This is a genomic window from Roseovarius gaetbuli (genome assembly GCF_900172365.1).
In the GTDB taxonomy this organism is placed as follows: domain Bacteria; phylum Pseudomonadota; class Alphaproteobacteria; order Rhodobacterales; family Rhodobacteraceae; genus Roseovarius; species Roseovarius gaetbuli.
In genome coordinates this window covers 43,299-68,358 of record NZ_FWFJ01000016.1, presented here as the reverse complement: position 1 = coordinate 68,358, position 25,060 = coordinate 43,299, and the positions used below count along the sequence as shown (strand labels likewise).

The following is a 25,060-nucleotide window of genomic DNA, read 5'->3' as shown; positions in this document are numbered from 1 at the left end:
TCCTTCTTCTTGGCAAAAATACTCAAATTCTCACCGCAGCCACAGGCACGAGGGTCTAACCCATGAGCACACGTCTGGCCACCGGCGGCCGCCTTCTTGACAAGGCCCGCGCCGTCAATTTCACTTTTAACGGCAAGCGCTTGCGCGGCCATGCCGGCGATACGCTGGCCTCGGCCCTGCTGGCCAACGACCAGATGCTGGTCGGGCGCTCGTTCAAATACCACCGCCCGCGCGGGATCGTCGCCAGCGGCGCCGAAGAACCGAACGCCATCGTCGGCCTCGGCACCGGCGCGCGCTTTGAGCCGAACCAGCGGGTCACCACGACCGAGCTGTTCGACGGCCTTTCGGCGACAAGCCAGAACCACTGGCCGAGCCTCGAATTCGACGTCGGCGCCGTGAACGCGAAACTTGGCCGCTTCATGCCGGCGGGCTTTTATTACAAGATGTTCATCCATCCGCGCCCGTTCTGGAAGCATGTTTACGAGCCGTTCATCCGCCACGCTGCCGGCCTCGGCAAGGCGCCGAAAGACCGCGATGGCGACCGCTATGAGCATTTCTATGCCTTTGCCGACGTTCTGGTGATCGGCGGCGGTGTGGCCGGGCTGCAATCTGCCCTGCGCGTGGCTGAAACCGGTGCCAAGGTCATGGTTCTGGAGCAGACCGCCCATTGGGGCGGTCGTGCTCCGGTTGACGGCGGCACTGTTGATGGCGCGCCGGTCGAGGCCTTCATCGACGCCACCATTGCAAAATTGCAGGACATGCCAAATGTCACCCTGCGCAATCGCTGCATGGGTGCGGGGGTCTATGACCACGGCTATGCGCTTGGCTATGAGCGGATCACCGATCACGCGCCTGAACTTGACGCGCCGCGTCACCGCCTCTGGCGCATCCGCGCCGCTCAGATCATCACCGCCACCGGCGCCATCGAACGCCCGCTCAGCTTTGCCGGCAACGATATCCCCGGCGTCATGCTGGCCTCGGCAGTGCGCGATTACGCGGTGAACTACGGCGTTTCGATCGGCGACCGCACGGTTGTCGTGACCAACAATGACGATGCTTACCGCACCGCGATCACGCTCAAATCGCTTGGCCTCGATATTCCGGTGATCCTGGACGCCCGCGCCTCGGGCGGCGGGGCGCTTGCCGATGAGGCGCGCGCGCTTGGCATCCGGGTCGAGAACGGCAAGGCGATCTCTTCGGTCAAAGGCGGCAAGCGGGTCACCGGCGTGGCGATCTGTGCGCAGGCCGGCGAAGGCGCCGTGCTTGAGGAAATCAAATGCGACGCGGTCGCCATGTCGGGCGGCTGGTCGCCGGTGGTGCACCTGTGGTCGCATTGCGGTGGCAAGCTGACCTGGGACGCCGAGCGCGCTCATTTCCGTCCTGACCCGACCAAGCCGCCGCTCGGCGCAAGTGGCGAGGGCTTTGTCATCGCGACCGGTGCGGCCAATGGCGCGGCCGATCTGGCCACGACGCTGGCGGACGCCGACGCTGCGGGCAAGGCTGCGGCCAAGGCCACCGGGCACAAGCCGAAAAGCGCTGCCGTGCCGCAAGGCTCGGCGAGTGATGAGGCGCCGCTGATGCCGGTCTGGCTCATGCCGCAGGGCGCGGGCATCAATCTGCGGATGAAATCCTGGCTGGATTATCAGAACGACGTCAAGGTGTCGGATGTGCAACTGGCCGCGCGCGAAGGCTTTGAGAGCGTTGAACACGCCAAGCGCTATACCACGCTCGGCATGGCGACGGATCAGGGGAAGTTGAGCAATATCAATGGCCTGGCCATCCTTTCCGATGCGTTAAACCAACCCATTCCGCAAACCGGCACAACCACCTTCCGCCCGCCCTATACGCCGATTTCCCTTGCGGCCATCGGTGGCGAAGCGCGCGACGAGATTTTCCAACCGTTGCGCAAGACGCCGATCCACGGCTGGCACGAAGACAACGGTGCGCATTTCGAGCCGGTCGGCCAATGGCGTCGGCCCTATTGCTTCCCGAAAGGTGAAGAAAGCCATCGCGACGCGGTCAGCCGCGAGATCAACCAGACCCGTGGTGCGCTTGGCCTGCTCGATGCCTCGACCCTTGGCAAGATCATCGTCAAGGGCCCGGATGCGGGCAAGTTTCTCGACATGCTCTACACCAACATGATGAGCACGCTCAAACCGGGCCGCTGTCGCTATGGTTTGATGTGCAGCGAGAACGGCTTTTTGATGGATGACGGCGTGGTCGCGCGGATCGACGACGATACGTTCCTCTGCCACACCACCACCGGCGGCGCCGAGTCGATCCATGGCCACATGGAAGACTGGCTGCAATGCGAATGGTGGGATTGGAAGGTCTATACCGCCAATGTGACCGAGCAATACGCTCAGGTCGCCGTGGTCGGCCCCAAGGCCCGCACGGTTCTTGAAAAGCTGACCTCGGATGACATTTCCGCCGACGGGTTGAGCTTTATGGGCTGGAAGGATCTGACGCTGGCGGGCATGCCCGCGCGTGCCTACCGGATTTCGTTCTCGGGCGAGCTGAGCTATGAAATCGCCGTGCCTGCAAGCTATGGCCGCGCGCTTTGGGATGCCCTGCTTGAGGCGGGCGAGGAATTCGGCGTGATGCCCTATGGCACCGAAGGCCTGCACGTGATGCGCGCCGAAAAGGGCTTTATCATGATCGGGGACGAAACCGACGGCACGGTGATCCCGCAGGATCTCAACATGCAGTGGGCGATTTCCAAGAAGAAGGACGACTATCTTGGCAAGCGTGCGCAAGAGCGCAGCCATATGGCCGATCCCAAACGCTGGAAGTTGGTCGGACTTGAGACGCTTGATGGCTCGGTGCTGCCCGATGGCGCCTATGCCACGGCTGCGGGGCACAACGCCAATGGCCAGCGTGAAACCCAAGGGCGGGTCACCTCGACCTATTATTCGCCGACCCTCGGGCGCGGGATTGCCATGGGCCTTGTGCTTGATGGGCCCGACCGGATGGGCGATGTGATCGAGATTCCAAAGGTGGATGGCGGGATCGTCAAGGCGAAGATCGTCGATCCGATCTTCTTCGACAAGGACGGGGAGAAGCAGAATGTCTAACGCAGTCAGCGCATTGGCCGGGACCAGCTATGATGGCTTTGCCCGGATCGAGGATCAGGGTCTGCGCGGGATGATCACCCTGCGCGGGGATCTTGCCAGCAAAGAGGTCAAGGCGGTCGTTAAGGCGACCACCGGGTTGGCCGTGCCCGGCCAGCGTCAGGCGCTGAGCGGCAAGGACACCGCCGCGCTCTGGATGTCGCCGGATGAATTGCTGTTGATGTGCCCCTACGGTGACGTTGCGTCGGTGATCGAAAAGATCGAAACGGCGCTCAAGGGGCAGCATTTCCTGGCCGTCAACGTCTCTGACGCGCGCACCTTCCTGCGCATCAGCGGCGCGGGCGCGCGCGAGGTTCTGGCCAAGGTCTGTCCGGTCGATCTCTCGCCCGAGGCCTTTACCCCCGGCATGTTCCGCCGCACCCGCATGGCGCAGGTGCCGGCCGCCTTCTGGCTTGACGAGGCAGGCGCGTTTCATCTGGTCTGTTTCCGCTCGATTGCGGATTACGCCTTCAACCTGTTGAAAACCTCGGCAAAACCGGGCGGCGAAGTGGGTTATTTCGCCTGACGCCGACAAACCCGACAGAAAAACTCCGTCAAGCGGGGTTGACCTTTGACGGATCAGGCCACCATGTATGGGGCATCTGATTTGAACGCACAGAACAGGGGGATAACCCAATGGCTTTTGAACTTCCCGATCTTCCTTATGCCCATGACGCGCTTGCCGCGCATGGCATGTCCGCCGAAACGCTCGAGTACCACCACGACCTGCACCACAAGGCCTATGTCGACAACGGCAACAAGCTGATTTCCGGCACCGAGTGGGACGGCAAGTCGCTTGAAGCGATCATTGTCGGCACGTATGACAAGAGCGCCGTGGCGCAAAACGGCATTTTCAACAACATCAGCCAGCTCTGGAACCACAACCAGTTCTGGGAAATGATGAGCCCGACCAAGACCGGCATGCCCGGCGAGCTTGAAAAAGCCATCAACGACAGCTTTGGCTCGGTTGACGAGTTCAAATCGCAGTTTTCGGCCGCTGGTGCCGGTCAGTTCGGCTCTGGCTGGGCGTGGCTTGTCAAAGACACCGATGGCGGCCTCAAGGTCACCAAGACCGAGAACGGCGTGAACCCGGTTTGCTTTGGTCAGACCGCGCTTTTGGGCTGTGATGTGTGGGAGCATTCCTATTACATCGACTTCCGCAACAAGCGTCCGGCCTACCTCACCAATTTCCTCGACAATCTGGTGAACTGGGAAAACGTCGCCTCGCGGATGTAACCCGAGCGATATTGGGGCACGATCGCCCCCGAGAATAGCCCCGCTGGCGCGCGTCAGCGGGGCTTTTTGTGCCACGCGGTGAAATTGGCACTATCGCCTTGCCTTGACGCGGCGGATCAGGCAGCACTTTGATAGCCCACACCCCCGACAGGAGCCCCAATGCGCGACGAGACAAAAGGCATCATCGCGATGGTCGCTACCTGCACGGTCTGGGGGCTTTCGGGGATCTATTACAAGCTGTTGGCGCATATCCCGCCGATTGAGATCCTTGCGCATCGCACGCTTTGGTCCTGTGTCTTCTTCGCGCTGATCCTTTTGCTGCAGGGGCGGATTTCCGTTTTGTTTCAAACGATTCGGGTGCGCCGCTCGATCCTGCTGATCGGCTTTGCGGCGCTGATGATCTCGACCAACTGGTTCGTGTTCATCACCTCGATCCAGGTCGGGCGCGCGGTCGAGGCCTCGCTTGGCTATTACATCTTCCCGCTGGTGGCGGTTCTTTTGGGCGCAGTGGCCTTTGGCGAGCGCCTTGGCCGGGCCCAGATGGTGGCGGTCTCGCTTGCGGTCACGGCGGTGGTGACGCTGACCATTGGTCTTGGCGTGGCGCCATGGATCGCGTTTATCCTAGCCTCGTCATTCGGGCTTTATGGCCTTGTAAAGAAAGGGCTTCCTGTCGGTCCGGTGGTGTCGGTCACCGCCGAGGTCCTGCTATTGTCACCGATTGCCTTGGCGGTTCTGTGTTGGTTTCACTCGGACGGGCATGGCGCCTTCGGCACCTCTTGGCGTGATAGTGCGTTGCTGGCGTTTTCCGGCCCGCTGACGGCGGTCCCGCTGGTCATGTTCAGCTATGCGACCAAGCGCATCCGGCTGGCGACGGTGGGATTGGTGCAATACCTCAATCCCAGCCTGCAATTCCTGGTGGCGACGCTGATCTTTCGCGAGGCCTTCAGCTTTTGGCACGCCATTGCCTTTGCGATGATCTGGACGGCGCTTGCGATCTATACCACCGCATCCCTGCGTCAGGACAGGGCGGCGCGCAGTGCGATCATCAAATCCTGAACATTATCAACGGTCTGCATGAAGTCCTTAAGAGACGCATCGGCAAAGCCCTGCTCAATCACGTGATCCATAAGTTTGATCAAGGGCGCCCAATAGCCCTCTGTATTCAAAAGGAAAATCGGCTTTGCATGCAGGCCAAGCTGGCGCCATGTCAAAACCTCGAAAAACTCGTCAAGCGATCCGGCGCCACCGGGCAGAACCACGATCGCATCCGAGTTCATGTACATGACCTTTTTGCGTTCGTGCATGTTTTCGGTCACCACGAAGCGGGTCAGGTCCTTTTTGCCGACCTCAAGGCTCATCAGGTGTTTGGGGATCACGCCGAAGGTGTCACCACCCGCGCCCTGAGCGGCGCGCGCGGTCGCCCCCATCAGCCCGACATCGCCCGCGCCATAGACCAACCGCCAGCCGTTGTCTGCCAACATCTCGCCCATGGCGGTCGCGTCTTCGCCAAACCGTGGGTTCTTGCCGGGACGTGCGCCGCAAAAGACACAGACGGACAGGACTGTCATGAAATCACTCCAAGCTGAGAAATGGTTGCTTTGACCCGTGATAGCCTTGTTGCTATTGTGCGGCAACAGGGCACCGTGTTGGGGACGGAAGGAAAAACATGAGCAAGTTCGCCGGTTTAGGAACTGGACCCGCGCTTGGCGCAGCGGGGGCCGTGGTCATCGGATTTGCCGGTCTTGCGATGTATTTCGGCGGTTTGTTTGATCCCGAAACGCCGCCCGGCCCAGAGAAGACCGTCATGGTCGAGCCCCAGCCGGTTTTGCAAGACCCCGACACGGCGGAGACGCCAAGCGCGCCGGTCACGGCAGAGGTGACACCCGCCCCCGCGATGCCCGATCCGCCCTCGGTTGACACCTTCCGGCTTGACCCCGACGGGCAGATGCTTGTCGCCGGACAAGGCACGCCGGGCTGGATGATCTCGATCCTGCTGGATGGCATCGCGATTGCCAGCGTGGCCCCTGATAACGCAGGGAAATTCGTGCAGTTCCTTGATCTTCCGACCAGCGATCAACCGCGTATCCTGTCGCTGAGCATGGCGTCGGGCGACGGCGGTCAGACGCTGGCCTCGGTCGATGAGATCATCATCGCGCCCACCCCGCGTGTCGTCGCCGCTGCGCCGAAGCCCGAGCCTGCGGTTGAAGCGGCCCAATCCGAGCCGGTGCCGACACCCGATGCGACAGAGGCCGAGGGGACACAAACCGCCGAGGCTAAGCCAGAGCCGACAGAACCCGCAAAACCTGTGGTGGAGATGGCCGAGGGGGCCGCTGAAACAGTCAGTGCCGCCGCCGTGTCCGCGCTTCCGGCCGTGTCGCAGACTGTTCTTCTGGCTGATGAGGCCGGCGTTCGGGTGCTTCAGGCGCCGACGTCCGACACCGATGCGCCCGAGGTCATGTCCAGCGTTGCGCTTGATGCGATCACCTATTCCGATGACGGCGAGGTAGAGCTTTCGGGGCGTGCCGAGGGCAGCGGTTTCGTGCGAATTTATCTTGATAACACGCCTGTCACCACCTCGCCTGTGGCGGCGGATGGCAATTGGAACAGCGAACTTCCAGAGGTCGATACCGGGGTCTATACCCTGCGCGTCGATGAGGTAAGCCCCGAGGGCGCCGTCGTGTCGCGTGTCGAAACGCCCTTCAAGCGCGAAGATCAGGCGGTCTTGCTGGCGCAGGACGATGCCAATCCATCCGCCCGCGTGCGCGCCGTCACGGTTCAGCCGGGTTCGACCCTTTGGGCGATTTCGCGTGAGGCTTATGGCGATGGCGTCATGTATGTGCGGGTTTTCGAGGCCAACCGCGACCGGATCCGCGACCCCGATCTGATCTATCCCGGCCAGGTGTTTGCCCTTCCGCAATAGGGTGGGGCTGGCAATTGACCGGGGCGCGGCCTATGTGTGGGGCAAGTGATTGAAAAGGCTTGCCCATGCGCCACGCCCAGGTGACAACTTCTGAAATGCCCAAAAACGGCTGGCGCACTATTCGGCGCGTGGCCCCATACCTCTGGCCCGCCGATCAGCCTTGGGTCAAGCATCGCGTCGTGCTGGCGGTCATCGCGCTTTTCGTGGCCAAATTCGTCGCGGTCGGCACGCCGTTTTTCTACAAGGCGGCGGTGGATGCTCTGGCCGGTGAGGGCCAGTCGGCGGCCTGGATGCTTGGCGCGGGGGCGGTGGGGCTTACCGTGGCTTACGGCGTGGCGCGGCTTATGAATGTCGGCTTTCAGCAATTGCGCGACGTGATCTTTGCGCGCGTTGCACAGCGGGCCCTGCGCTCGCTTGCGCTTACGACGTTTCGCCATATCCATGCGATGTCGATGCGCTATCATATCACACGCAAGACCGGCGGGCTTAGCCGGATTATCGAGCGGGGCGTCAAAGGCGTTGAATTCCTGTTGCGGTTTCTGCTGTTTTCCATCGGCCCGCTGGTGCTTGAGCTGCTGATGATCGGCATCATCCTCTGGGTGTTGTTCGACATCTGGTATCTGGCCGTGGTGATGGGCGTGATTGCGGCCTATGTGGCCTTTACCTTCAAGGTCACGGAATGGCGCGTGCGCTTGCGCAAAGAGATGAACGATCAGGACACCGACGCCAATCAAAAGGCAGTCGATAGTCTTTTGAATTTTGAGACGGTCAAGTATTTCGGGGCCGAGGGACGCGAGGCGATGCGCTATGATGCGGCGATGGCCGGGTATGAGCGGGCGGCGTTGCAGACCTCCTATTCGCTGGCCTTCCTGAATTTCGGCCAATCTTTTCTGATCACCGGAGGGCTAGTCGCGGTCATGGTGATGGCGGCGCTCGGCGTGCAGAGCGGGGCCATGACCGTGGGCGATTTCGTCATGGTCAACGCCTATATGATCCAGATAACCATGCCTCTCAATTTTCTGGGCACGGTCTATCGCGAGATCAGGCAGTCCCTGGTCGATATGGGGGAAATGTTCGAATTGCTAGAGCAACCGCCAGATGTTGAGGATAAAAAGGACGCCCATGTTCTAAAAGTGAAAGGCGCATCGGTGCGACTTGAGGCCGTGGACTTTGGATATGACAGCAAACGGCCGATCTTGAAAGGCGTTACCCTCGATGTGCCCGCCGGTCAAACGGTGGCTGTGGTCGGCCCGTCGGGCTCGGGGAAATCGACCATCGGGCGGCTGTTGTTTCGCTTCTATGACGTGCAATCTGGGGCGGTTTTGATTGATGGCCAGGACGTGCGCGACGTGACGCAAGAGAGCCTGCATGCGATGATCGGCGTCGTGCCGCAGGATACGGTGCTGTTCAACGACACGGTCGGCTATAACATCGGCTATGGGCGCGACGGCGCTTCCCAGGCCGAGATTGAAGAGGCGGCGCGCGCCGCGCAGATCCACGATTTCATCGTAAGCCTGCCGGATGGCTATGAGACCACGGTCGGCGAGCGCGGGCTCAAGCTTTCGGGGGGCGAAAAACAGCGTGTCGGGATTGCGCGCACCCTGCTTAAAAACCCGCCGATCCTGTTGCTGGACGAGGCGACAAGCGCGCTTGATACGCAGACCGAGCGTGACATTCAGGGCGCGCTTGCCAAGGCCGCCGAGGGGCGCACGGTGATCACCATCGCGCACCGCCTCTCGACCATCGCCGATGCTGACAGGATTGTCGTTCTGGAAGAGGGCCAAGTGGTCGAAGAGGGCAGCCACGCCGAGCTTTTGGCGCGTCAGGGGCGGTATGCCGGCCTCTGGCAGCGTCAGGCGCGCGAACAGGATGAGGTCGCGGCCTAAGAGCGATCTGTCACAAAGGCGTTGCGCCCTGCGGCTATGTATAAGTCAAAATAGAGCGCTACATATCGCACTTGCCAGTTTTTAAACGCGATATATAGTAAATATTAAGAAGGTGCGGGGGCGCCCGCCCTTGGACCTGTTGCAACCGCGATCCGGGTGAGGGGAAGTCAGTCAGATGGACGGCGATTTCAGAACGGAATTTGTAAGAGAACCGGCCGCGCTCCGGAGGTATCCGGCGCTTGTCCTGAATGCCGATTACCGGCCATTATCCTATTATCCGCTATCGCTCTGGACTTGGCAGGAGGCGGTCAAAGCGGCCTGGCTTGACCGGGTCGATATCGTGGCGGAGTATGATCACTGCGTCAGAAGCCCGAGCATGAAAATACGGATACCTTCCGTCATCGTGTTGAAAGACTATGTAAAACCTCAAAAGCGCGTGGCCTTCACGCGCTTTAATTTATTCCTACGGGATGAATTTCGCTGTCAGTATTGCGGTGCGAAGGGCGAGTTGACCTTTGATCATGTCGTGCCGCGCGCCAGTGGCGGGGTGACCAGCTGGGAAAACGTGGTCGCGGCCTGTAGCCCCTGCAACCTGAGCAAGGGCTCCAAGAGCCTCCGGCAAGCGGGGATGAGCCTGCGCAAGGCGCCGCGCCCGCCCGAGGCGGAACAGCTTCGCAACATGGGGCGTAAGTTTCCGCCCAATCACCTGCATGAAAGCTGGATGGATTTCCTGTATTGGGACGCAGAGCTTGATGCCTAGAGGGGCGTGGGTTTCACCCACCCTACGGATGTGAAAAAGGCGCCGCTGCCGCAGGGCAGGGCGCCTTTTGCGATAAGGTTTCGTCGGCGCTTCGGCTTAGGCCGGTTTGGCGGCGCCCGATGCCGGGGGCGCGCTGCTTGCGGCGACCGGCTTGGGCGTGTTGGATTTGCCGCTGAGCGGGTCATCCTGACGCTGAACCGAACCCTCAAAATGAGCGCCGGATTCGATGGCGATGGTTTTGTGGATGATGTCGCCTTCAACCCGCGCCGTTGAGGTCAGGCGCACCTTGAGGCCGCGCACGCGACCCACGATGCGGCCATTGATCACCACGTCATCGGCGATGACTTCGCCCTTGACGGTGGCGCCTTCGCCGATGGTCAGAAGATGGGCGCGAATGTCACCCTCGATTGTGCCTTCAACCTGAATGTCACCGGTGGTCTTGAGGTTGCCCGTCACATGCAGATCCGACGAGAGCACCGAAGCAGGCGGTTTGGCCTTGGGGGCCGAGGCCTTGAATTCCGTGCTTGATACGCCCGAGGTGTCGGGGCGTGCGGCATCGAGACGGTTTTCCGTCGGGGTCGTTTTTGCCTCGGTCGGCTTTTGCGCGGGTTCGTTGATTTTGCTCTTAGAAAACATTGTTTGCAGCCTTGATATATATCATGGGGTTGACGGGCTTGCCGCCGACGCGGATTTCATAGTGTAGATGCGTGCCCGTTGAACGTCCAGAGTTCCCCATATCACCAATCTGTTGTCCGCGCGAGACTCTTTGCCCGACCTCAACGCGAATTTTCGACATATGGGCATAACGGGTCTCAATACCGAACTCGTGCTGGATCTTGACCAAGCGGCCATATCCCGAGAGCCAGCCGGCATGAATGACGACGCCATCGGCGGTTGAATAGATCGGTGTGCCATGGGCGGCGGCGAAATCGGTGCCCTGATGCATCCGGCCCCACCGCATGCCATAGCCGGATGTATAGCGGAAGGCGTTCTTGACCGGGATCGAGAAGGGCGCTTTTTGGGCGGCAATCCGGTAGAGGTTCAGCCGGTCCATTTCACCCAGGATACGATTGGCGCGCTCGGCATCGGGCGAGGGGGCCTCGCCTCGGGTGGAAAACGACAGCGGCGTCAGCGGGCCGCCCTGGCCGGAATGACCCCGGCGCACGGTTTCAATCAGGCTGTCGGTGCTCAGGCCTGCGTCGCGGAACATCTTGTCGAGCGGCTTGACCGAGATTGTCATCGCGTCTTCAAGCTGGCTGAAGATCTGTTCATTCTGGTCCTGCATCAAACGGATTTGATGGGCCATCTCATCGGCGTGGATCAGGGCATCCTGGGCGTTGGCGATGGTGTCATCGCGTTGCTGGGCGGCGTCCTGAAGCGCGGCGGTGAGGAAATTCAGCGTGTCGTCGCTGGACGAGTTGCCGCTGGCTGTGCCGTCCGATGCCCCGTCTTCTTCGAGGGCGAGCGCCAGGGCGACGCTCTCTTCACGCGCGGTTTCGCGTTCGGTCATGGTGCGGCGCAGGGTGGTCTGGATCACTTCGATCCCGGTTTCAAGCTCGCGGCGGCGGATCTCTGAGGCAAGCAATTCCGATTGCATCACCGAAATCTGCGAGAGAGCGGAACTAAAGCGCTCCTGGGCGGCAATCGCCTCTTCGGCGCGTTTGTCGCGTTCATGCGACAGGGAATTCAGACGGTTTTCATAGGTGCGCTGATCGCGCTTGGCCTGTTCGCGGAAATTGCCGGCGCCGATGCTGTCCATCAACAGGATCGAGGTGGTGATGATCGCCCAGGCGACGATCGCCGCGGCGCCCGAGAAGGCAATCAGCTGAGTGGCGGGGCGCAGCCGGATGAACCGAGTGTCGGTGTCGGAACGCAAAAAGACCCGACGTTCGGGAAAGTAGCGCTCTAATATGGCGTCCATTTTGATCGCTAGTCGTGTTCTCACGCGGTCTCGTCCCTATCTAACCCTTCGCAACGGCTGACGCTCTTTTTGTGATCCCGGCGTCCTCCAGAGTGCTTAGCCAGTGCTTAACGTTTGGGCAAGAATTTTGACCAAATGAGGGGGTATTTTGGGCTGTTTCTCGCTTTAGTGGCGAAAAACCGCCGATATCCAAGGGCTTGGCTAGTCTTTTGGAGAGGGTATTTCGGTCAGGGGCCAATAGAAATCCGGGGGTATTCCGGCCTCGGCGCGCTTTTCCTCGTTGAAGGGGGGCTTGAGAAAGCCGTGAAAATAGCGTCGCACCAGGTCGTGAAACACGTCCTTGGGGTCAAGGTTGTGACGCCCGCACAGAAAGTGAAACCACTTCGAGCCAAAGGCGACATGCGCCACCTCTTCGCCATAGATCACCTGCATCGCCTCGACGGCGGCGGTGTCTCCGGCCTTGGTAAACAGCGCGATCATGCCGGGGGTCACATCAAGGCCGCGCGCCTCAAGCACCATCGGCACCACGGCGAGGCGGCCCATGAAATCATCGGCGGTATCCTCGGCGGCGCGCCACATGCCGGCATGGGCGGGCAGGTCGCCATAATGGCTCCCCATCGCTTCAAGGCAGTCGCTTATCAGATTGAAATGTTTGGATTCTTCATCGGCGGACTTGACCCAGTCGTCGTAAAAACCAATCGGCATTTCGGTGTCGGTGTAGCGCGCAATGATGTCCCAGTGCAGATCAACCGCGTTGAGCTCGATATGCGCCACGGCGTGCAGCATGGCAATCCGGCCCTTTTCAGATCCGGGGCGGCGGCGCGGCACATCGCGCGGATCAAGCAGCTCGGGGCGCGCAGGGCGGGCCGGTTGCATCGGCGGGGCGGTGTTGCCCAGGGGAATGTCCTGACCGGCGGCGCGGGCGGTAAACCAGGTTTTGGCATGCGCCCGCGAGCACGCGGCCTTTTCACGGCCGTCGGCGGTGGTCAGCACCTCGACGGCCATTTGCGAAAGGGTTTGCACGCTCACAGCGATTTCACGGCTTCAAGCACCTCTTCTGCGTGGCCCGGCACCTTGACCTTGCGCCAGACCCGCGCGATGCGCCCTTTGCCGTCAATCAGGAAGGTCGAGCGCTCGATGCCAAAGAATGTCTTGCCATACATGCTTTTTTCCTTCCATACGCCGTAGGCTTCACAGGTTTCGGCCTCGGCGTCGGACACGAGCGGCATAGTAAGCGCTTGTTTGTCGCGGAACTTTTCGTGGCTGGCAACGCTATCTTTGGAAATGCCGAGCAGAGTGGCGCCAGCGGCCTCGAAGGTGTCCTTGAGGCCGGAAAAGGCGATGGCCTCTTTGGTGCAGCCGGGGGTGTTGTCGCGCGGATAAAAGAACAGGACCACCGCCTTGGGGCGCAGCGCGGACAGGGTAACGGTGCCGCCGCCATCGCGCGGCAGGGTGAAATCGGGGGCGATATCGGATGTGTCGGGCATGGGCGCTCCTTGTGATGCGAAAATGTGAGTTCCATATTAGGACTCAAAAGGCGAGAATAAAGGCAAGAGGCAGCATCGGGCGGCGCAAAGCCACCCCAAACGGGTCAGATGAGCAATAAGGACAAGGAAGTCACGCGAAAAGGGCGGCTTAGGCGATTTTGGCTGGGCCTGTCTTTTTGTGTCTGCGCGCTGGTTCTGGCGGTGGCGGTTGCGGCGGTGCTGGCGATCGGCACCCGGCTGACGGCGCCGGACTGGCTTCATCAGCGGATTGCACAGCGGATCAATGCCGATCTGCCGGGCTATCAGCTTGCCTTTGGCGATATGTCGATGGTGGTCAGCGAGGATCTGGTGCCGCGGCTTTTGCTGCGCGATGTGGCGCTCAGGGCGGGCGATGGCGGGCAGGTGGCCAATCTCTCGGAGCTTGAGATTACCGTCGCGCCCAAGCCGATCCTTGATGGCAAGGTTCAGGCCTCGTCGATCCGGCTGTCGGGCCTGCGTCTTATCCTGCGGCGGCGCGCCGAGGGCGATCTTGCGATTGCGCTTGAGGGGCCGGGCACGCGGGAGGGAGCGAAATTTGCCAACCTCACCGATCAGATCGACGCGATTTTCAGCCGTCCGCAATTTGCCGCCCTGTCGCGCGTCGAGGCCGGCAATCTGACGCTGCGCTATGAAGATGCCCGCGCGGGCCGCGCCTGGAGCGTTGATGGCGGGCGCGTCTTGCTGACGCGGGACGGCGCGCAGATCGGCATTCGCGGCGATGTCGCGCTTTTGGGCGCGCGCGATTACGCCACCACGCTCGAGGTTAGCTATAGCGGCGAAATCGGTCGCAAACAGGTCGAGTTCGGGGTGAATTTCGATGATATGCCTTCGGGCGACATCTCCGGGCAATCACCGGCCCTGGCCTGGCTTGATGCGCTGGATGCGCCGATTTCGGGGGCGCTTCGGGCCTCGGTTGATGGCGAGGGCCGACTTGGGCCGCTGAGTGCGACGCTTCAGATCGGCGCCGGCGTGTTGCAGCCGACCCCGGCCACGGCGCCGATCGCGTTTCAATCGGCGCGCAGCTATTTCACCTATGATCCCTCCGCCGATGAAATCCGCTTTTCGGAACTTTCCGTCGATAGCAAATGGGTCACGGCGCGCGCCGAGGGCACCGCCTTTCTGGTGGGGATGGAGAACGGCTGGCCGCGCGAATTACAGGCGCAGGTCCGCGTCAGTGACATCAGCGCCGACCCGGCAGAGTTTTACCCCGAGCCGATCCTGCTTGACCGGGCGGCGGCCGATATCCGGCTTCAGCTTGATCCCTTCGTGCTTTCGGTGGGCGAGCTGAGCCTTGAGGATCAGGGCCAGCATTTCGTGCTTGATGGCGTCGTGCGCGGTAAATCGGATGGTTGGGATATGGCGCTCAATGGTCGGATGGGGGCGCTTGCGCCAGAGCGGCTTATGGAATTGTGGCCGCTGGCCCTGAAACCCAAAACACGGGACTGGATTTCCCAGAACGTGCAGAAGGCCGATCTGCAGAACATTCAGCTTGCCCTGCGCGCCACGCCCAATGCGCGCCCGGACGTGTTTCTGGGGTTCGATTTCGAGGGCTTGCAAGCCCGCTTTCTCAAGGGTGTGCCGCCGATCTCGGAGGGAGTTGGCCATGCCTCGATCTATGACAACCGCTTTGTGATCAGCGCGCAGAGCGGTCACGTGGTGGCCGCACAGGGCGGCAAGGTCGATATTTCCGGCACCAGTTTCATTATCCCCGATGTGCGCCTGAAAAGCGGGCCGGCCCGCGTGCTTTTGCAGACCGACAGCACCGTAACAGCCGCCTTGTCGCTGCTTGATGAAGAGCCGTTCCGGTTTCTGACCAAGGCCGGGCAGCCGGTGACGCTGGCCGATGGCCGCGCGACCCTCAAGGGGCAGCTTGATCTGTTGCTCAAGCCCAAACTCACCCCCGCCGAGGTGGCCTATGACGTGACCGGAACCCTGGCCGAGGTGCGCAGCGAAACGCTGGTCAGGGACCGGGTTCTGGCGGCCAGTGAATTGACGGTGAGCGCCAGCAATACCGGCATCGAGATTGGCGGCGACGCGCGCATCGGGCGGGTGCCGGTCAGTGGTGCGTGGCGTTTGCCGCTTGGTAATGGCGCGGTTGGAGACAGCAGCGTGTCGGGGGTGATCGAGCTGTCAGAGCAATTTGCCGACGAATTCAACATCGGCCTGCCGCCGGGCAGCATCTCGGGGGCGGGGCCTGCGGATATCACGATCAACTTCGCCAAGGACCAGCCGCCGCGCTTCGAGCTAAGCTCTGGCCTTGCGGGGGTCGGGCTTAGCCTGAAACAGCTGAGCTGGGCCTTGCCGCAGGCCGCCACCGGGCGCCTTGAGGTTGCGGGCACTATCGGCGAGCCGCCCGATATTGATCGACTTGAGTTCACCGGCGGCGGGCTTGAGGCGCGCGGCAGCGTTACCCTGAGCGCCAGCGGCGATCTCGATCGCGCGGCCTTTCGCAGCGTCAAAATCGGCGATTGGCTGAATGCGCCGGTGACACTTGTCGGGCTTGGCGCCGGGCAAAGCCCGCGCGTCGAGGTGCGCGGCGGTACGATTGATCTGCGCCAGACCTCTCTGAGCGGCGAGGGCGGCGGCGGGGCCGCAGACGGCTCTGGAGGGGGGCCGGTGTCGTTGCAACTTGACCGCCTGCAGGTCTCGGACGGGATCGCGCTGATGGATTTTCGCGCAGAGCTTGATACGGCGGGCGGCACGGACGGCAATTTCACCGGCAAGGTCAACGGTTTTACCGCCGTCACCGGGCGGGTGGTGCCGATGAGCGGGCGCAGCGCGTTTCGCATTCAGTCGACGGATGCGGGCGGCGTTTTGCGTTCGGCCGGGCTTTTGAAACAGGCGCGCAAGGGCGAGATGGATCTTGTTCTCACCCCGGCCCCCGAACCCGGAAGCTATGACGGCAAGCTTGTCATCGAACAATTCCGCATCAAAGAGGCCCCGGCGCTTGCCGCGCTTTTGAACACGATCAGCGTGGTCGGCCTGTTGGAGCAACTCAACGGGGAGGGGCTTCACTTTTCGCGGGTCGATGCCAAATTCCGCCTGACGCCAGACCGCCTGACCCTCCTGGAAGGCAGCGCGGTCGGCGCCGCGCTTGGCGTGTCGATGGACGGATTTTATTACATGGATAGCGGGCGAATGGACATGCAGGGGGTTGTGTCTCCGGTCTATCTGGTGAATTCGATCGGGGGAATTTTCAACCGCGCGGGTGAGGGCTTGATCGGGTTTAACTACAAGCTGAAGGGGGTTGCCTCTGATCCGCGTGTTTCGGTCAACCCGCTTTCGGCCCTGGCACCGGGGATCTTGCGCAACATTTTCCGCAAGCCGGCGCCGACGCTAGGGGATGCGCCCGCATCCGATCCGGCACAAAGCACACAGGAAGAGGCCCCGGCCCATCAAAGACAGGACAGATGAAGCTAAGTGATTTTGATTTCGAACTGCCCGAGGCGCTGATTGCCACGCGGCCCGCGCGCCCGCGCACGTCGGCGCGCCTGTTGGTGGCGAATGGCGATGCGATCACCGACACGCGGGTAAGCGCGCTTGGGGACTGGCTCTGCGCCGGGGATCGGCTGGTGCTGAATGACACCAAGGTCATTCCCGCGCGCCTGAGCGGGGAGCGTCACCGCACTGGCGCGCAGGGGGCGACCGCGGCGCGCATCGAGGTTACCCTTCTTGACCCTGCCGCCGATGGCAGTTGGAGCGCGCTTTTGAAGCCGTTGAAGAAGATTTCCGAGGGCGAGGTGATCGTGTTCTCGCCCGATCTCTCGGCGACGCTTGAGGCCAAGCTAGACGGGCAGGGGCGGCTTCGCTTCAACCTTGCGGGCGAGGATTTCGATGCCGCCCTGGCCGAGGCCGGCGCGATGCCCCTGCCGCCCTATATCGCGGCGCGGCGCCCGGCGGATGCGCAGGACAAGACCGACTATCAGACCGTCTGGGCGCGCCACGCGGGGGCGGTTGCGGCGCCCACGGCCTCGCTGCATTTCGATGCGGCTCTTCTGGCCGAGCTTGCCGCGATGGGGGTGACCTTCAGCCATGTCACGCTACACGTGGGGGCGGGGACGTTCCTTCCGGTCAAGGTTGAGGATGTGACGACCCACAAAATGCACGCGGAATGGGGCGAGGTCAGCGCCGAGGCCGCCGCCGAAATCGCCGCAACGCGCGCGGCGAGCGGGCGTGTCATTCCGGTCGGCACCACGGCGCTGCGCCTGATCGAGACGGCCGCGCGCGCCACCGGAGAGATTGCGCCGTGGCAGGGTGAAACCGATATTTTCATCTATCCCGGCTTTGAGTTTCGGGTGACCGATGCGCTTATGACCAACTTTCACCTGCCGAAATCGACGCTGATGATGCTGGTCTCGGCGCTTGTCGGCCAGGATCGCCTGCGCGAGATTTACCGGCATGCAGTCACTGAAAATTATCGCTTCTTCTCCTATGGTGATGCTTCCTTGTTGATCCCCCGGTGAAACGCTGTCACGGGGGCCGCGCAGGGGCGAAACTGAGTCGCCTTTGACCCTGCGGTCACGAGGTGGTCTGTTAGGGTGAAATAAAGAAACAGGAGACGTGCGATGTTCAAGGTGCTGTCGGGGTCATGGGCCCTCTTGCTTGGCATGATGATGTTGCAGGTCGGCAATGGCATGCAGGGCACTCTTTTGGGTGTGCGCGGCGCACTGGAAGGGTTTTCGACCTTTCAGATGTCGATTGTCATGTCCTCTTATTTCCTTGGCTTTCTGGCCGGGTCGCGGATGGCGCCGGAGATGATCCGCCGGGTCGGGCATGTGCGGGTCTTTGCCGCGCTTGGCTCTTTGATCTCGGCGGTTCTGATCATGTATCCGACGATTGCAGACCCCTGGGCCTGGGCCGTTGGCCGGGTGATGATCGGCTTCTGTTTTTCGGGCGTTTATGTGACGGCTGAAAGCTGGCTTAACAATTCGGCCACCAATGAGACGCGCGGCAAGGCGCTGTCGCTTTACATGATCGTGCAGATGATCGGCATCGTTTCGGCACAGGGTATCATGGTGATGGCCGATCCGGCGGGCTATGTTTTGTTCGTTATTCCCTCGGTTCTCGTGTCGCTGGCCTTTGCGCCGATTTTGCTTTCGGTCAGCCCGACACCGGCCTTTGACACCACCAAGCCGCTGTCGCTTCTGCAGATCCTGAAGATTTCGCCGCTTGGCTGTGTCGGCATGTTCCTGACCGGTGGCGTCTTTGCCGCGCAGTTCGGCATGGCGGCGGTTTACGGCTCCGAGGTGGGGCTGAGCATCGGGCAGATTTCCGCCTTTGTGGCGTCGTTTTATATCGGCGCGATGCTCGTGCAATATCCGCTTGGGTGGGTGTCGGACCGGATGGATCGCCGCAAACTGATTGCCGTCGTGTCGCTGGTGACCGGGATCGGCGCGCTGATCGGCATGGTGTTCGGGGTGAATTTCTGGATGCTTCTGGTGGCGGCCTTTTTGGTGGGGGGCACGTCCAACCCGCTCTATTCGCTGCTGATTGCCTATACTAACGACTTTCTTGAACATGACGATATGGCCGCCGCCGCCGGGGGCATGGTGTTCATCAACGGCCTTGGCGCAATTGCCGGCCCGATTTTGGTGGGCTGGATGATGGGGGCAATGGGGCCGGGGGGGTATTTCCTCTATATGGCTGTCCTGATGTTCATGCTGGTCGCTTACGCCATCTACCGGATGACACAGCGCGCGGCCCCTTCGGTGAGCGACACCGACAGCTACACACCGGTTTCGCCCTCTTCTTCACCAATGGCCGTGGAATTTGCGCAAGATTACGCCATCGAGACGGCTCAAGAGGCGCAAAACGATTGATAGGCTTGGTTTGTGTCCCTTTTGTAGTAATAAGTTACTGTGAAAAATGGCGTTTTTGCCGTTAACTTGAGATGAACATCATAGGAAAATGAGGAGTTCTCCCTATGGTTGCGCCCGAAGATGTACTGAGTTTTTGGTTGGATGAAGTTGGACCGAAGAGGTGGTATGAAGCCTCTGACGAACTTGATCAGATTGTACGCGACCGCTTTCAGGGGGCGTGGAACAGGGCGCAGGAGGGGGCCTATGGTCTGTGGCTGACCTATCCGACGGGAACGCTCGCCTATATCATCCTCATGGATCAGTTTCCGCGCAACATGTTCCGCGGCGAGGCGCAGGCCTTTGCATCGGATCATCCGGCGCTTTCGGCGGCCAAGATCGCGATCAAGCGCGGTTGGGATCTGAAGGTTGACGAGCCGGCGCGACAGTTCTTTTATCTGCCCCTGATGCACTCCGAGAACCTCTGTGATCAGGAGCGCTGTGTGCGCCTGATGTGCGAGCGGATGCCGGTGCATGGACCGGACAACCTTTTGCATGCGCGTGCGCATCGCGAAGTGATCCGACAGTTTGGCCGCTTTCCCTATCGCAATGCCGCGCTTTCGCGCCCCTCCACGGCCGTGGAACGCGACTATGTGGCCGAGGGTGGGTATGGCGCGACGCTGCGCCGGTTCAAGGAAGCCGCCTGATATTCCGGGCGGAATTTTCCAGGATTTGACGTCGACCACATCGTCACTGGGTGTTTGCGCAGCCGGTTCGCGTTGCTGCGTTGTGGTCCGTTTCAAAATAGTTTAATACCAAACTAAATTTGAAAACGGAGGGCCGCATGGCGTCTAAGGCTTTTGACATGATCGTAATCGGGGCGGGTCCAGGGGGCTATGTTGCCGCGATCCGGGGGGCGCAACTTGGCCTGAACGTGGCCATCGTCGAGCGCGAGCATATGGGCGGGATCTGTCTGAACTGGGGCTGTATCCCGACCAAGGCGATGCTGCGCAGCTCCGAAGTGTTTCACCTGATGCATCGCGCCAAGGAATTCGGCCTCAAGGCCGAGGGGATCAGCTATGATCTGGATGCGGTCGTCAAACGCTCGCGCGGGGTGGCCAAACAGCTGAACGGTGGCGTCGGGCATCTTCTCAAGAAGAACAAGGTGACGGCGATCATGGGCGAGGCGACAGTGCCCGCCAAGGGTAAGGTCACCGTCAAGACCGACAAGGGCACCGAGGAGCTGACGGCCAAGCATATCGTGCTGGCCACCGGCGCGCGGGCGCGTGAATTGCCGGGGCTTGAGGCCGATGGCGATCTGGTCTGGACCTACAAGCATGCGCTTGTGCCGCCAAGGATGCCGAAAAAGCTATTGGTGATCGGCTCGGGCGCGATCGGCATCGAATTTGCCAGCTTTTACAACACGCTTGGCGCCGATACGACCGTGGTTGAGGTGATGGATCGCGTGCTTCCGGTGGAAGACGCCGAGATTTCCGCCTTTGCCAAGAAGGCCTTTGTCAAACAGGGCATGAAGATCATGGAAAAGGCCATGGTCAAGCAGCTTGATCGCGGCAAGGGCAAGGTCACCGCGCATATCGAAACGGGCGGCAAGGTCGAAAAGCAAGAATTCGACACGGTGATTTCCGCCGTGGGCATTGTCGGCAATGTAGAAGGCCTTGGCCTTGAGGCGCTTGGCGTCACCGTGGATCGCACCCATGTGGTCACGGATGAATATTGCCGCACCGCTGTCGAGGGGCTTTATGCCATCGGCGATATCGCCGGCGCGCCCTGGCTTGCGCATAAGGCCAGCCATGAAGGCGTGATGGTGGCCGAGTTGATCGCGGGCGGGCATCCGCATCCGGTCAAGCCCGAGAGCATCGCTGGCTGTACCTATTGTCATCCGCAGGTGGCCAGCGTCGGCATGACCGAAGCCAAGGCCAAGGACGCCGGATACGAGATCAAGGTCGGGCGTTTCCCGTTCATCGGCAATGGCAAGGCGATTGCCCTGGGCGAGCCCGAGGGCCTTGTGAAAACCATCTTTGATGCCAAGACCGGCGAGCTTTTGGGCGCGCATATGATTGGGGCCGAGGTGACCGAATTGATCCAGGGCTATGTGGTCGGGCGCCAGCTTGAGACCACCGAAGAGGACCTTATGAACACCGTGTTCCCGCATCCGACCCTAAGCGAGATGATGCATGAATCGGTGCTTGAGGCCTATGGCCGGGCGATTCATATCTAGGCGAAATGGGGGCGCTGCCCCCGTCGCGAAAACGCGACTCCCCCGGGATATTTAGAGCAAGAAGAAACATGAGGGCGCGGGCGGGTGACGCTTGCGCCTTTTTTGTAGTCCCGTCACAATGGGAGCGCGTAGCAAGGGGTAGGCCAGTGGCAAGTATCAACCGGATCGTGATGCAGAAATCCTCGCGCCGGTGGATGGCAGCACTTGAGCCCGCGACGATGGATGCGGCCGAAGTGTCGGGGAAATACGGGCGGCGGTTCGCGTTCAAGAGCTATGAGCGGTTTCGCTATCCGAAATATGACATCTGCAAGGGGCCTTATCGCGACGCTGAGGGCAACACGCTGAGCTTTGATCTGGTTCTGGCCAACCAGGTCTGGGAGCATCTTGACCGGCCTTATGCGGCGACGCGCCATGTTTTGGAGATGTTACGCCCGGGCGGGTATTTCTGGGTCGCGGTGCCGTTTTTCATTCCCTATCACGGCGATCCGGTGGATTGTTCGCGCTGGACGGCGCGGGGGCTGAAGAACCTGTTGATCGAGGCGGGATTTGACGAGAGCAAGATCAATGCGCGTCAATGGGGCAACCGCCATGCGGCGCGGCGCAATCTTGAGGGCGAATGGCCGCCGGTCTATGACCCGGAAACCGACGACCTTACGGATGAGCCGGATTTCCCGATCTGTTCCTGGGCGCTTGCGCAGAAATAGGCGGCCGATCCCTCTTGTTCACGGAATGTTCGCAAATTTGACTTGGAACTATGGCCACTCTCACCTATTTGTAAGCCACGTGAACCCCGGGGGGCAGAATGGCCGATCTCAAATATATCGAGGTGCGCGGCGCGCGCGAGCATAACCTCAAGAATATCGACGTGGATATTCCGCGCGACCAACTGGTTGTGATCACCGGGCTTTCCGGCTCGGGCAAATCGAGCCTCGCGTTTGATACGATCTATGCCGAAGGGCAGCGGCGCTATGTCGAATCGCTTTCGGCCTATGCGCGCCAGTTTCTCGAGATGATGGGCAAGCCGGATGTGGATCACATCAGCGGATTGAGCCCGGCGATTTCGATCGAGCAAAAGACCACCTCGAAGAACCCCCGATCAACCGTCGGCACTGTGACCGAGATTTACGACTATCTGCGGCTTTTGTTTGCCCGCGTCGGCACGCCCTATTCGCCAGCCACCGGCCTTCCGATCGAGGCGCAGCAGGTGCAGGATATGGTCGACCGGGTGATGGCGATGGAAGAGGGCACGCGCGCCTTTCTTCTGGCGCCGATCGTGCGCGACCGCAAAGGCGAATACCGCAAGGAATTCTTGGAGCTGCGCAAGCAGGGCTTTCAGCGGGTCAAGGTTGATGGCGCGTTTTACGAGCTTGACGAGCCGCCCACGCTTGACAAGAAATTCCGCCATGACATCGACGTTGTGGTCGACCGGCTGGTGATCAAGGAAGGCCTTGAAACCCGGCTTGCCGACAGTTTCCGCACCGCGCTTGATCTGGCGGATGGGATCGCGATCCTTGAAACCGCCCCAAAAGAGGGCGAGCCGGAGCGGATGACGTTCTCGGAAAAGTTTGCCTGTCCGGTCAGCGGCTTTACCATCCCCGAGATCGAGCCGCGGCTGTTTTCGTTCAACGCGCCGTTTGGGGCCTGTCCCGAGTGTGACGGGCTTGGGGCCGAGCGGTTTTTTGACGAACGGCTCGTGGTGCCCGATGAGGCGCTCAAGGTCAGCGATGGGGCGATTGCGCCCTGGCGAAAGGGTAAGTCACCCTATTTTACCCAGACAATTCAATCCATTGCCAAGCATTACGAGTTTGACAAGAATGCCGCCTGGAAGGACCTTCCGGCGCATGTGAAACAGGTGTTCCTGCATGGCTCGGGCGAAGAGGAAATCCCGTTTCGCTATGACGAGGGCGGGCGGATTTATCAGGTCAGCCGCGTGTTCGAGGGGGTGATCCCCAATATGGAGCGCCGCTATCGCGAGACCGACAGCAACTGGATCCGCGAAGAATTCGAGCGGTATCAGAACAATCGCGCCTGCGGCACCTGCGGTGGGTTTCGTCTGCGGCAAGAGGCATTGGCGGTTCGGATTGCCGATTTGCATGTTGGGCAGGTGGTCCAGATGTCGATCCGCGAGGCCTATGCCTGGTGCGAAACCGTGCCTGATCACCTTGGTAAACAGAAGAATGAAATTGCCCGTGCGATCCTCAAGGAAATCCGCGAACGTCTTGGGTTCCTGAACAATGTCGGTCTGGATTACCTGACGCTTAGCCGCAATTCCGGCACGCTGTCGGGCGGCGAAAGCCAGCGGATCAGACTTGCGAGCCAGATCGGTTCGGGGCTTACCGGAGTGCTATACGTGCTGGACGAGCCAAGCATCGGCTTGCATCAGCGCGACAATGGGCGGCTTTTGACCACGCTGCGCAATCTGCGCGATCAGGGCAATACGGTGATCGTGGTCGAGCATGACGAAGAGGCCATCCGCACCGCCGATTACGTGTTCGATATCGGCCCCGGTGCCGGCATTCATGGCGGCCAGGTGGTCAGCCACGGCACGCCGGAAGAGGTGACCGCCGATGCGGGATCAATCACCGGGCAGTACCTGTCGGGTGTGCGCGAAATTCCTGTGTCCGCCAAGCGGCGCAAGGGGAATGGCAAAAAGCTCAAGGTGGTCAAGGCGACGGGCAATAACCTCAAGGAGGTGACGGCCGAGTTTCCGCTTGGCAAGTTCGTCTGTGTGACCGGCGTCTCGGGTGGCGGAAAATCGACCCTGACCATCGAGACCCTGTTCAAGACCGCAAGCATGCGGCTGAACGGGGCGCGCCAGACACCGGCACCTTGCGAAACCATCAGGGGGCTTGAGCATCTGGACAAGGTGATCGACATTGATCAGCGCCCCATCGGGCGCACGCCGCGATCCAATCCGGCGACCTATACCGGGGCCTTCACGCCGATCCGCGACTGGTTTGCCGGGCTCCCCGAGGCCAAGGCGCGCGGGTACAAGCCGGGGCGGTTTTCTTTTAACGTCAAGGGCGGGCGCTGCGAGGCCTGTCAGGGCGATGGGTTGATCAAGATCGAGATGCATTTTCTGCCCGATGTCTATGTCACCTGCGAGACCTGTCAGGGCGCGCGTTATAACCGTGAGACCCTTGAAATTCGATTTAAAGGCAAGAGCATAGCGGACGTTCTTGATATGACGGTTGAAGATGCTCAGAGCTTTTTCAAGGCGGTGCCGGGCATCCGGGACAAGATGGATGCGCTGGCGCGGGTCGGGCTTGGCTATATCAAGGTAGGCCAACAGGCGACGACCCTGTCGGGCGGCGAGGCGCAGCGTGTGAAGCTCTCAAAAGAGCTGGCCAAGCGATCGACCGGGCGCACGCTCTATATCCTTGATGAGCCGACGACGGGGCTGCACTTTGAGGATGTGAAAAAGCTTCTCGAAGTGCTGCACGAGCTGGTGGATGGCGGCAATACGGTGATCGTGATCGAGCATAACCTTGACGTGATCAAGACCGCCGATCATATCATCGATATCGGCCCCGAGGGGGGCGACGGCGGCGGTGAGGTCGTGGTCGTGGGCACGCCCGAGAAGGTCGCGCAGGAACCGCGCAGCCATACCGGGCATTACCTCAAAGAGATGCTGGCGGCGCGCCGGGTGGCCGCCGAATAGGTTAGG

Annotated in this window: 19 protein-coding genes; 14 read left to right on the top strand and 5 right to left on the bottom strand. The window is 61.1% G+C overall.

What is annotated here, in order from left to right:
- The first annotated feature begins 62 nt into the window (after positions 1–62).
- From ROG8370_RS09830 to rarD, 4 genes are all read left to right on the top strand, one after another.
- Positions 63–3,074, top strand: a complete 3,012-nt coding sequence (locus tag ROG8370_RS09830; RefSeq protein WP_085826904.1) for a sarcosine oxidase subunit alpha family protein — start codon at positions 63–65, stop codon at positions 3,072–3,074.
- A complete protein-coding gene (locus tag ROG8370_RS09825) occupies positions 3,067–3,636 on the top strand; it encodes a sarcosine oxidase subunit gamma (RefSeq protein ID WP_085826903.1) in 570 nt (189 codons plus the stop codon). The genes ROG8370_RS09830 and ROG8370_RS09825 overlap by 8 nt, the downstream gene beginning before the upstream one ends.
- Before the next feature lie 110 nt (positions 3,637–3,746).
- The gene (locus ROG8370_RS09820; RefSeq protein ID WP_085826902.1) at positions 3,747–4,346 is read left to right on the top strand and encodes a superoxide dismutase; all 600 of its coding nucleotides are present in this window, start codon (positions 3,747–3,749) and stop codon (positions 4,344–4,346) included.
- A 159-nt stretch (positions 4,347–4,505) separates the two neighbouring features.
- On the top strand, positions 4,506–5,402 hold the full coding sequence (gene rarD / locus ROG8370_RS09815; protein ID WP_085826901.1) for an EamA family transporter RarD: 897 nt from the start codon (positions 4,506–4,508) through the stop codon (positions 5,400–5,402).
- Here rarD and ROG8370_RS09810 read toward each other — a convergent pair.
- Positions 5,363–5,914, bottom strand: a complete 552-nt coding sequence (locus tag ROG8370_RS09810; protein ID WP_085826900.1) for an LOG family protein — start codon at positions 5,912–5,914, stop codon at positions 5,363–5,365. The genes rarD and ROG8370_RS09810 overlap by 40 nt on opposite strands.
- 98 nt (positions 5,915–6,012) lie before the next feature.
- Here ROG8370_RS09810 and ROG8370_RS09805 point away from each other — a divergent pair, with 98 nt between their 5' ends.
- From ROG8370_RS09805 to ROG8370_RS09795, 3 genes are all read left to right on the top strand, one after another.
- Entirely contained in the window at positions 6,013–7,266 is a 1,254-nt protein-coding gene (locus tag ROG8370_RS09805; RefSeq protein WP_245827302.1) for a LysM peptidoglycan-binding domain-containing protein, read from the top strand.
- Between the two features lie 65 nt (positions 7,267–7,331).
- Positions 7,332–9,152, top strand: coding sequence for an ABCB family ABC transporter ATP-binding protein/permease (locus tag ROG8370_RS09800; RefSeq protein WP_085826898.1), 1,821 nt, complete (start codon positions 7,332–7,334; stop codon positions 9,150–9,152).
- Between the two features lie 175 nt (positions 9,153–9,327).
- A complete protein-coding gene (locus ROG8370_RS09795; RefSeq protein ID WP_085826897.1) occupies positions 9,328–9,912 on the top strand; it encodes an HNH endonuclease in 585 nt (194 codons plus the stop codon).
- 96 nt (positions 9,913–10,008) lie between these two features.
- On the opposite strand, the gene ROG8370_RS09790 is transcribed toward ROG8370_RS09795, so the two are convergent.
- The 4 genes from ROG8370_RS09790 to ROG8370_RS09775 form a co-directional block, all read right to left on the bottom strand.
- Positions 10,009–10,548 (bottom strand): bactofilin family protein, encoded by a 540-nt coding sequence (locus ROG8370_RS09790; protein ID WP_085826896.1) that lies wholly within the window; start codon positions 10,546–10,548, stop codon positions 10,009–10,011.
- Positions 10,538–11,857: a M23 family metallopeptidase gene (locus ROG8370_RS09785; protein WP_170925216.1), complete on the bottom strand. Its 1,320-nt coding sequence runs from the start codon at positions 11,855–11,857 to the stop codon at positions 10,538–10,540. The genes ROG8370_RS09790 and ROG8370_RS09785 overlap by 11 nt, the downstream gene beginning before the upstream one ends.
- A gap of 177 nt (positions 11,858–12,034) precedes the next feature.
- Entirely contained in the window at positions 12,035–12,838 is an 804-nt protein-coding gene (locus ROG8370_RS09780; RefSeq protein ID WP_085826922.1) for a ferritin-like domain-containing protein, read from the bottom strand.
- A 20-nt stretch (positions 12,839–12,858) separates the two neighbouring features.
- Positions 12,859–13,320, bottom strand: a complete 462-nt coding sequence (locus ROG8370_RS09775; protein ID WP_085826894.1) for a peroxiredoxin — start codon at positions 13,318–13,320, stop codon at positions 12,859–12,861.
- A 108-nt stretch (positions 13,321–13,428) separates the two neighbouring features.
- On the opposite strand from ROG8370_RS09775, the gene ROG8370_RS09770 reads away from it, so the two are divergent.
- From ROG8370_RS09770 to uvrA, 7 genes are all read left to right on the top strand, one after another.
- Complete coding sequence (locus ROG8370_RS09770) at positions 13,429–16,773, top strand: YhdP family protein (protein WP_085826893.1); 3,345 nt, start codon at positions 13,429–13,431, stop codon at positions 16,771–16,773.
- Positions 16,770–17,822 (top strand): tRNA preQ1(34) S-adenosylmethionine ribosyltransferase-isomerase QueA, encoded by a 1,053-nt coding sequence (gene queA / locus ROG8370_RS09765; RefSeq protein ID WP_085826892.1) that lies wholly within the window; start codon positions 16,770–16,772, stop codon positions 17,820–17,822. Before ROG8370_RS09770 ends, queA begins: the two co-directional genes overlap by 4 nt.
- Positions 17,823–17,924: 102 nt before the next feature.
- Complete coding sequence (locus ROG8370_RS09760; protein WP_085826891.1) at positions 17,925–19,178, top strand: MFS transporter; 1,254 nt, start codon at positions 17,925–17,927, stop codon at positions 19,176–19,178.
- A gap of 104 nt (positions 19,179–19,282) precedes the next feature.
- Entirely contained in the window at positions 19,283–19,861 is a 579-nt protein-coding gene (locus ROG8370_RS09755; RefSeq protein WP_085826890.1) for a DUF924 family protein, read from the top strand.
- A gap of 137 nt (positions 19,862–19,998) precedes the next feature.
- Positions 19,999–21,393, top strand: a complete 1,395-nt coding sequence (gene lpdA, locus ROG8370_RS09750; protein ID WP_085826889.1) for a dihydrolipoyl dehydrogenase — start codon at positions 19,999–20,001, stop codon at positions 21,391–21,393.
- Positions 21,394–21,539: 146 nt separating this feature from the next.
- The gene (locus tag ROG8370_RS09745) at positions 21,540–22,097 is read left to right on the top strand and encodes a class I SAM-dependent methyltransferase (protein ID WP_245827299.1); all 558 of its coding nucleotides are present in this window, start codon (positions 21,540–21,542) and stop codon (positions 22,095–22,097) included.
- 98 nt (positions 22,098–22,195) lie between these two features.
- Positions 22,196–25,054 (top strand): excinuclease ABC subunit UvrA, encoded by a 2,859-nt coding sequence (gene uvrA / locus ROG8370_RS09740; protein WP_085826888.1) that lies wholly within the window; start codon positions 22,196–22,198, stop codon positions 25,052–25,054.
- Positions 25,055–25,060 lie beyond the last annotated feature (6 nt).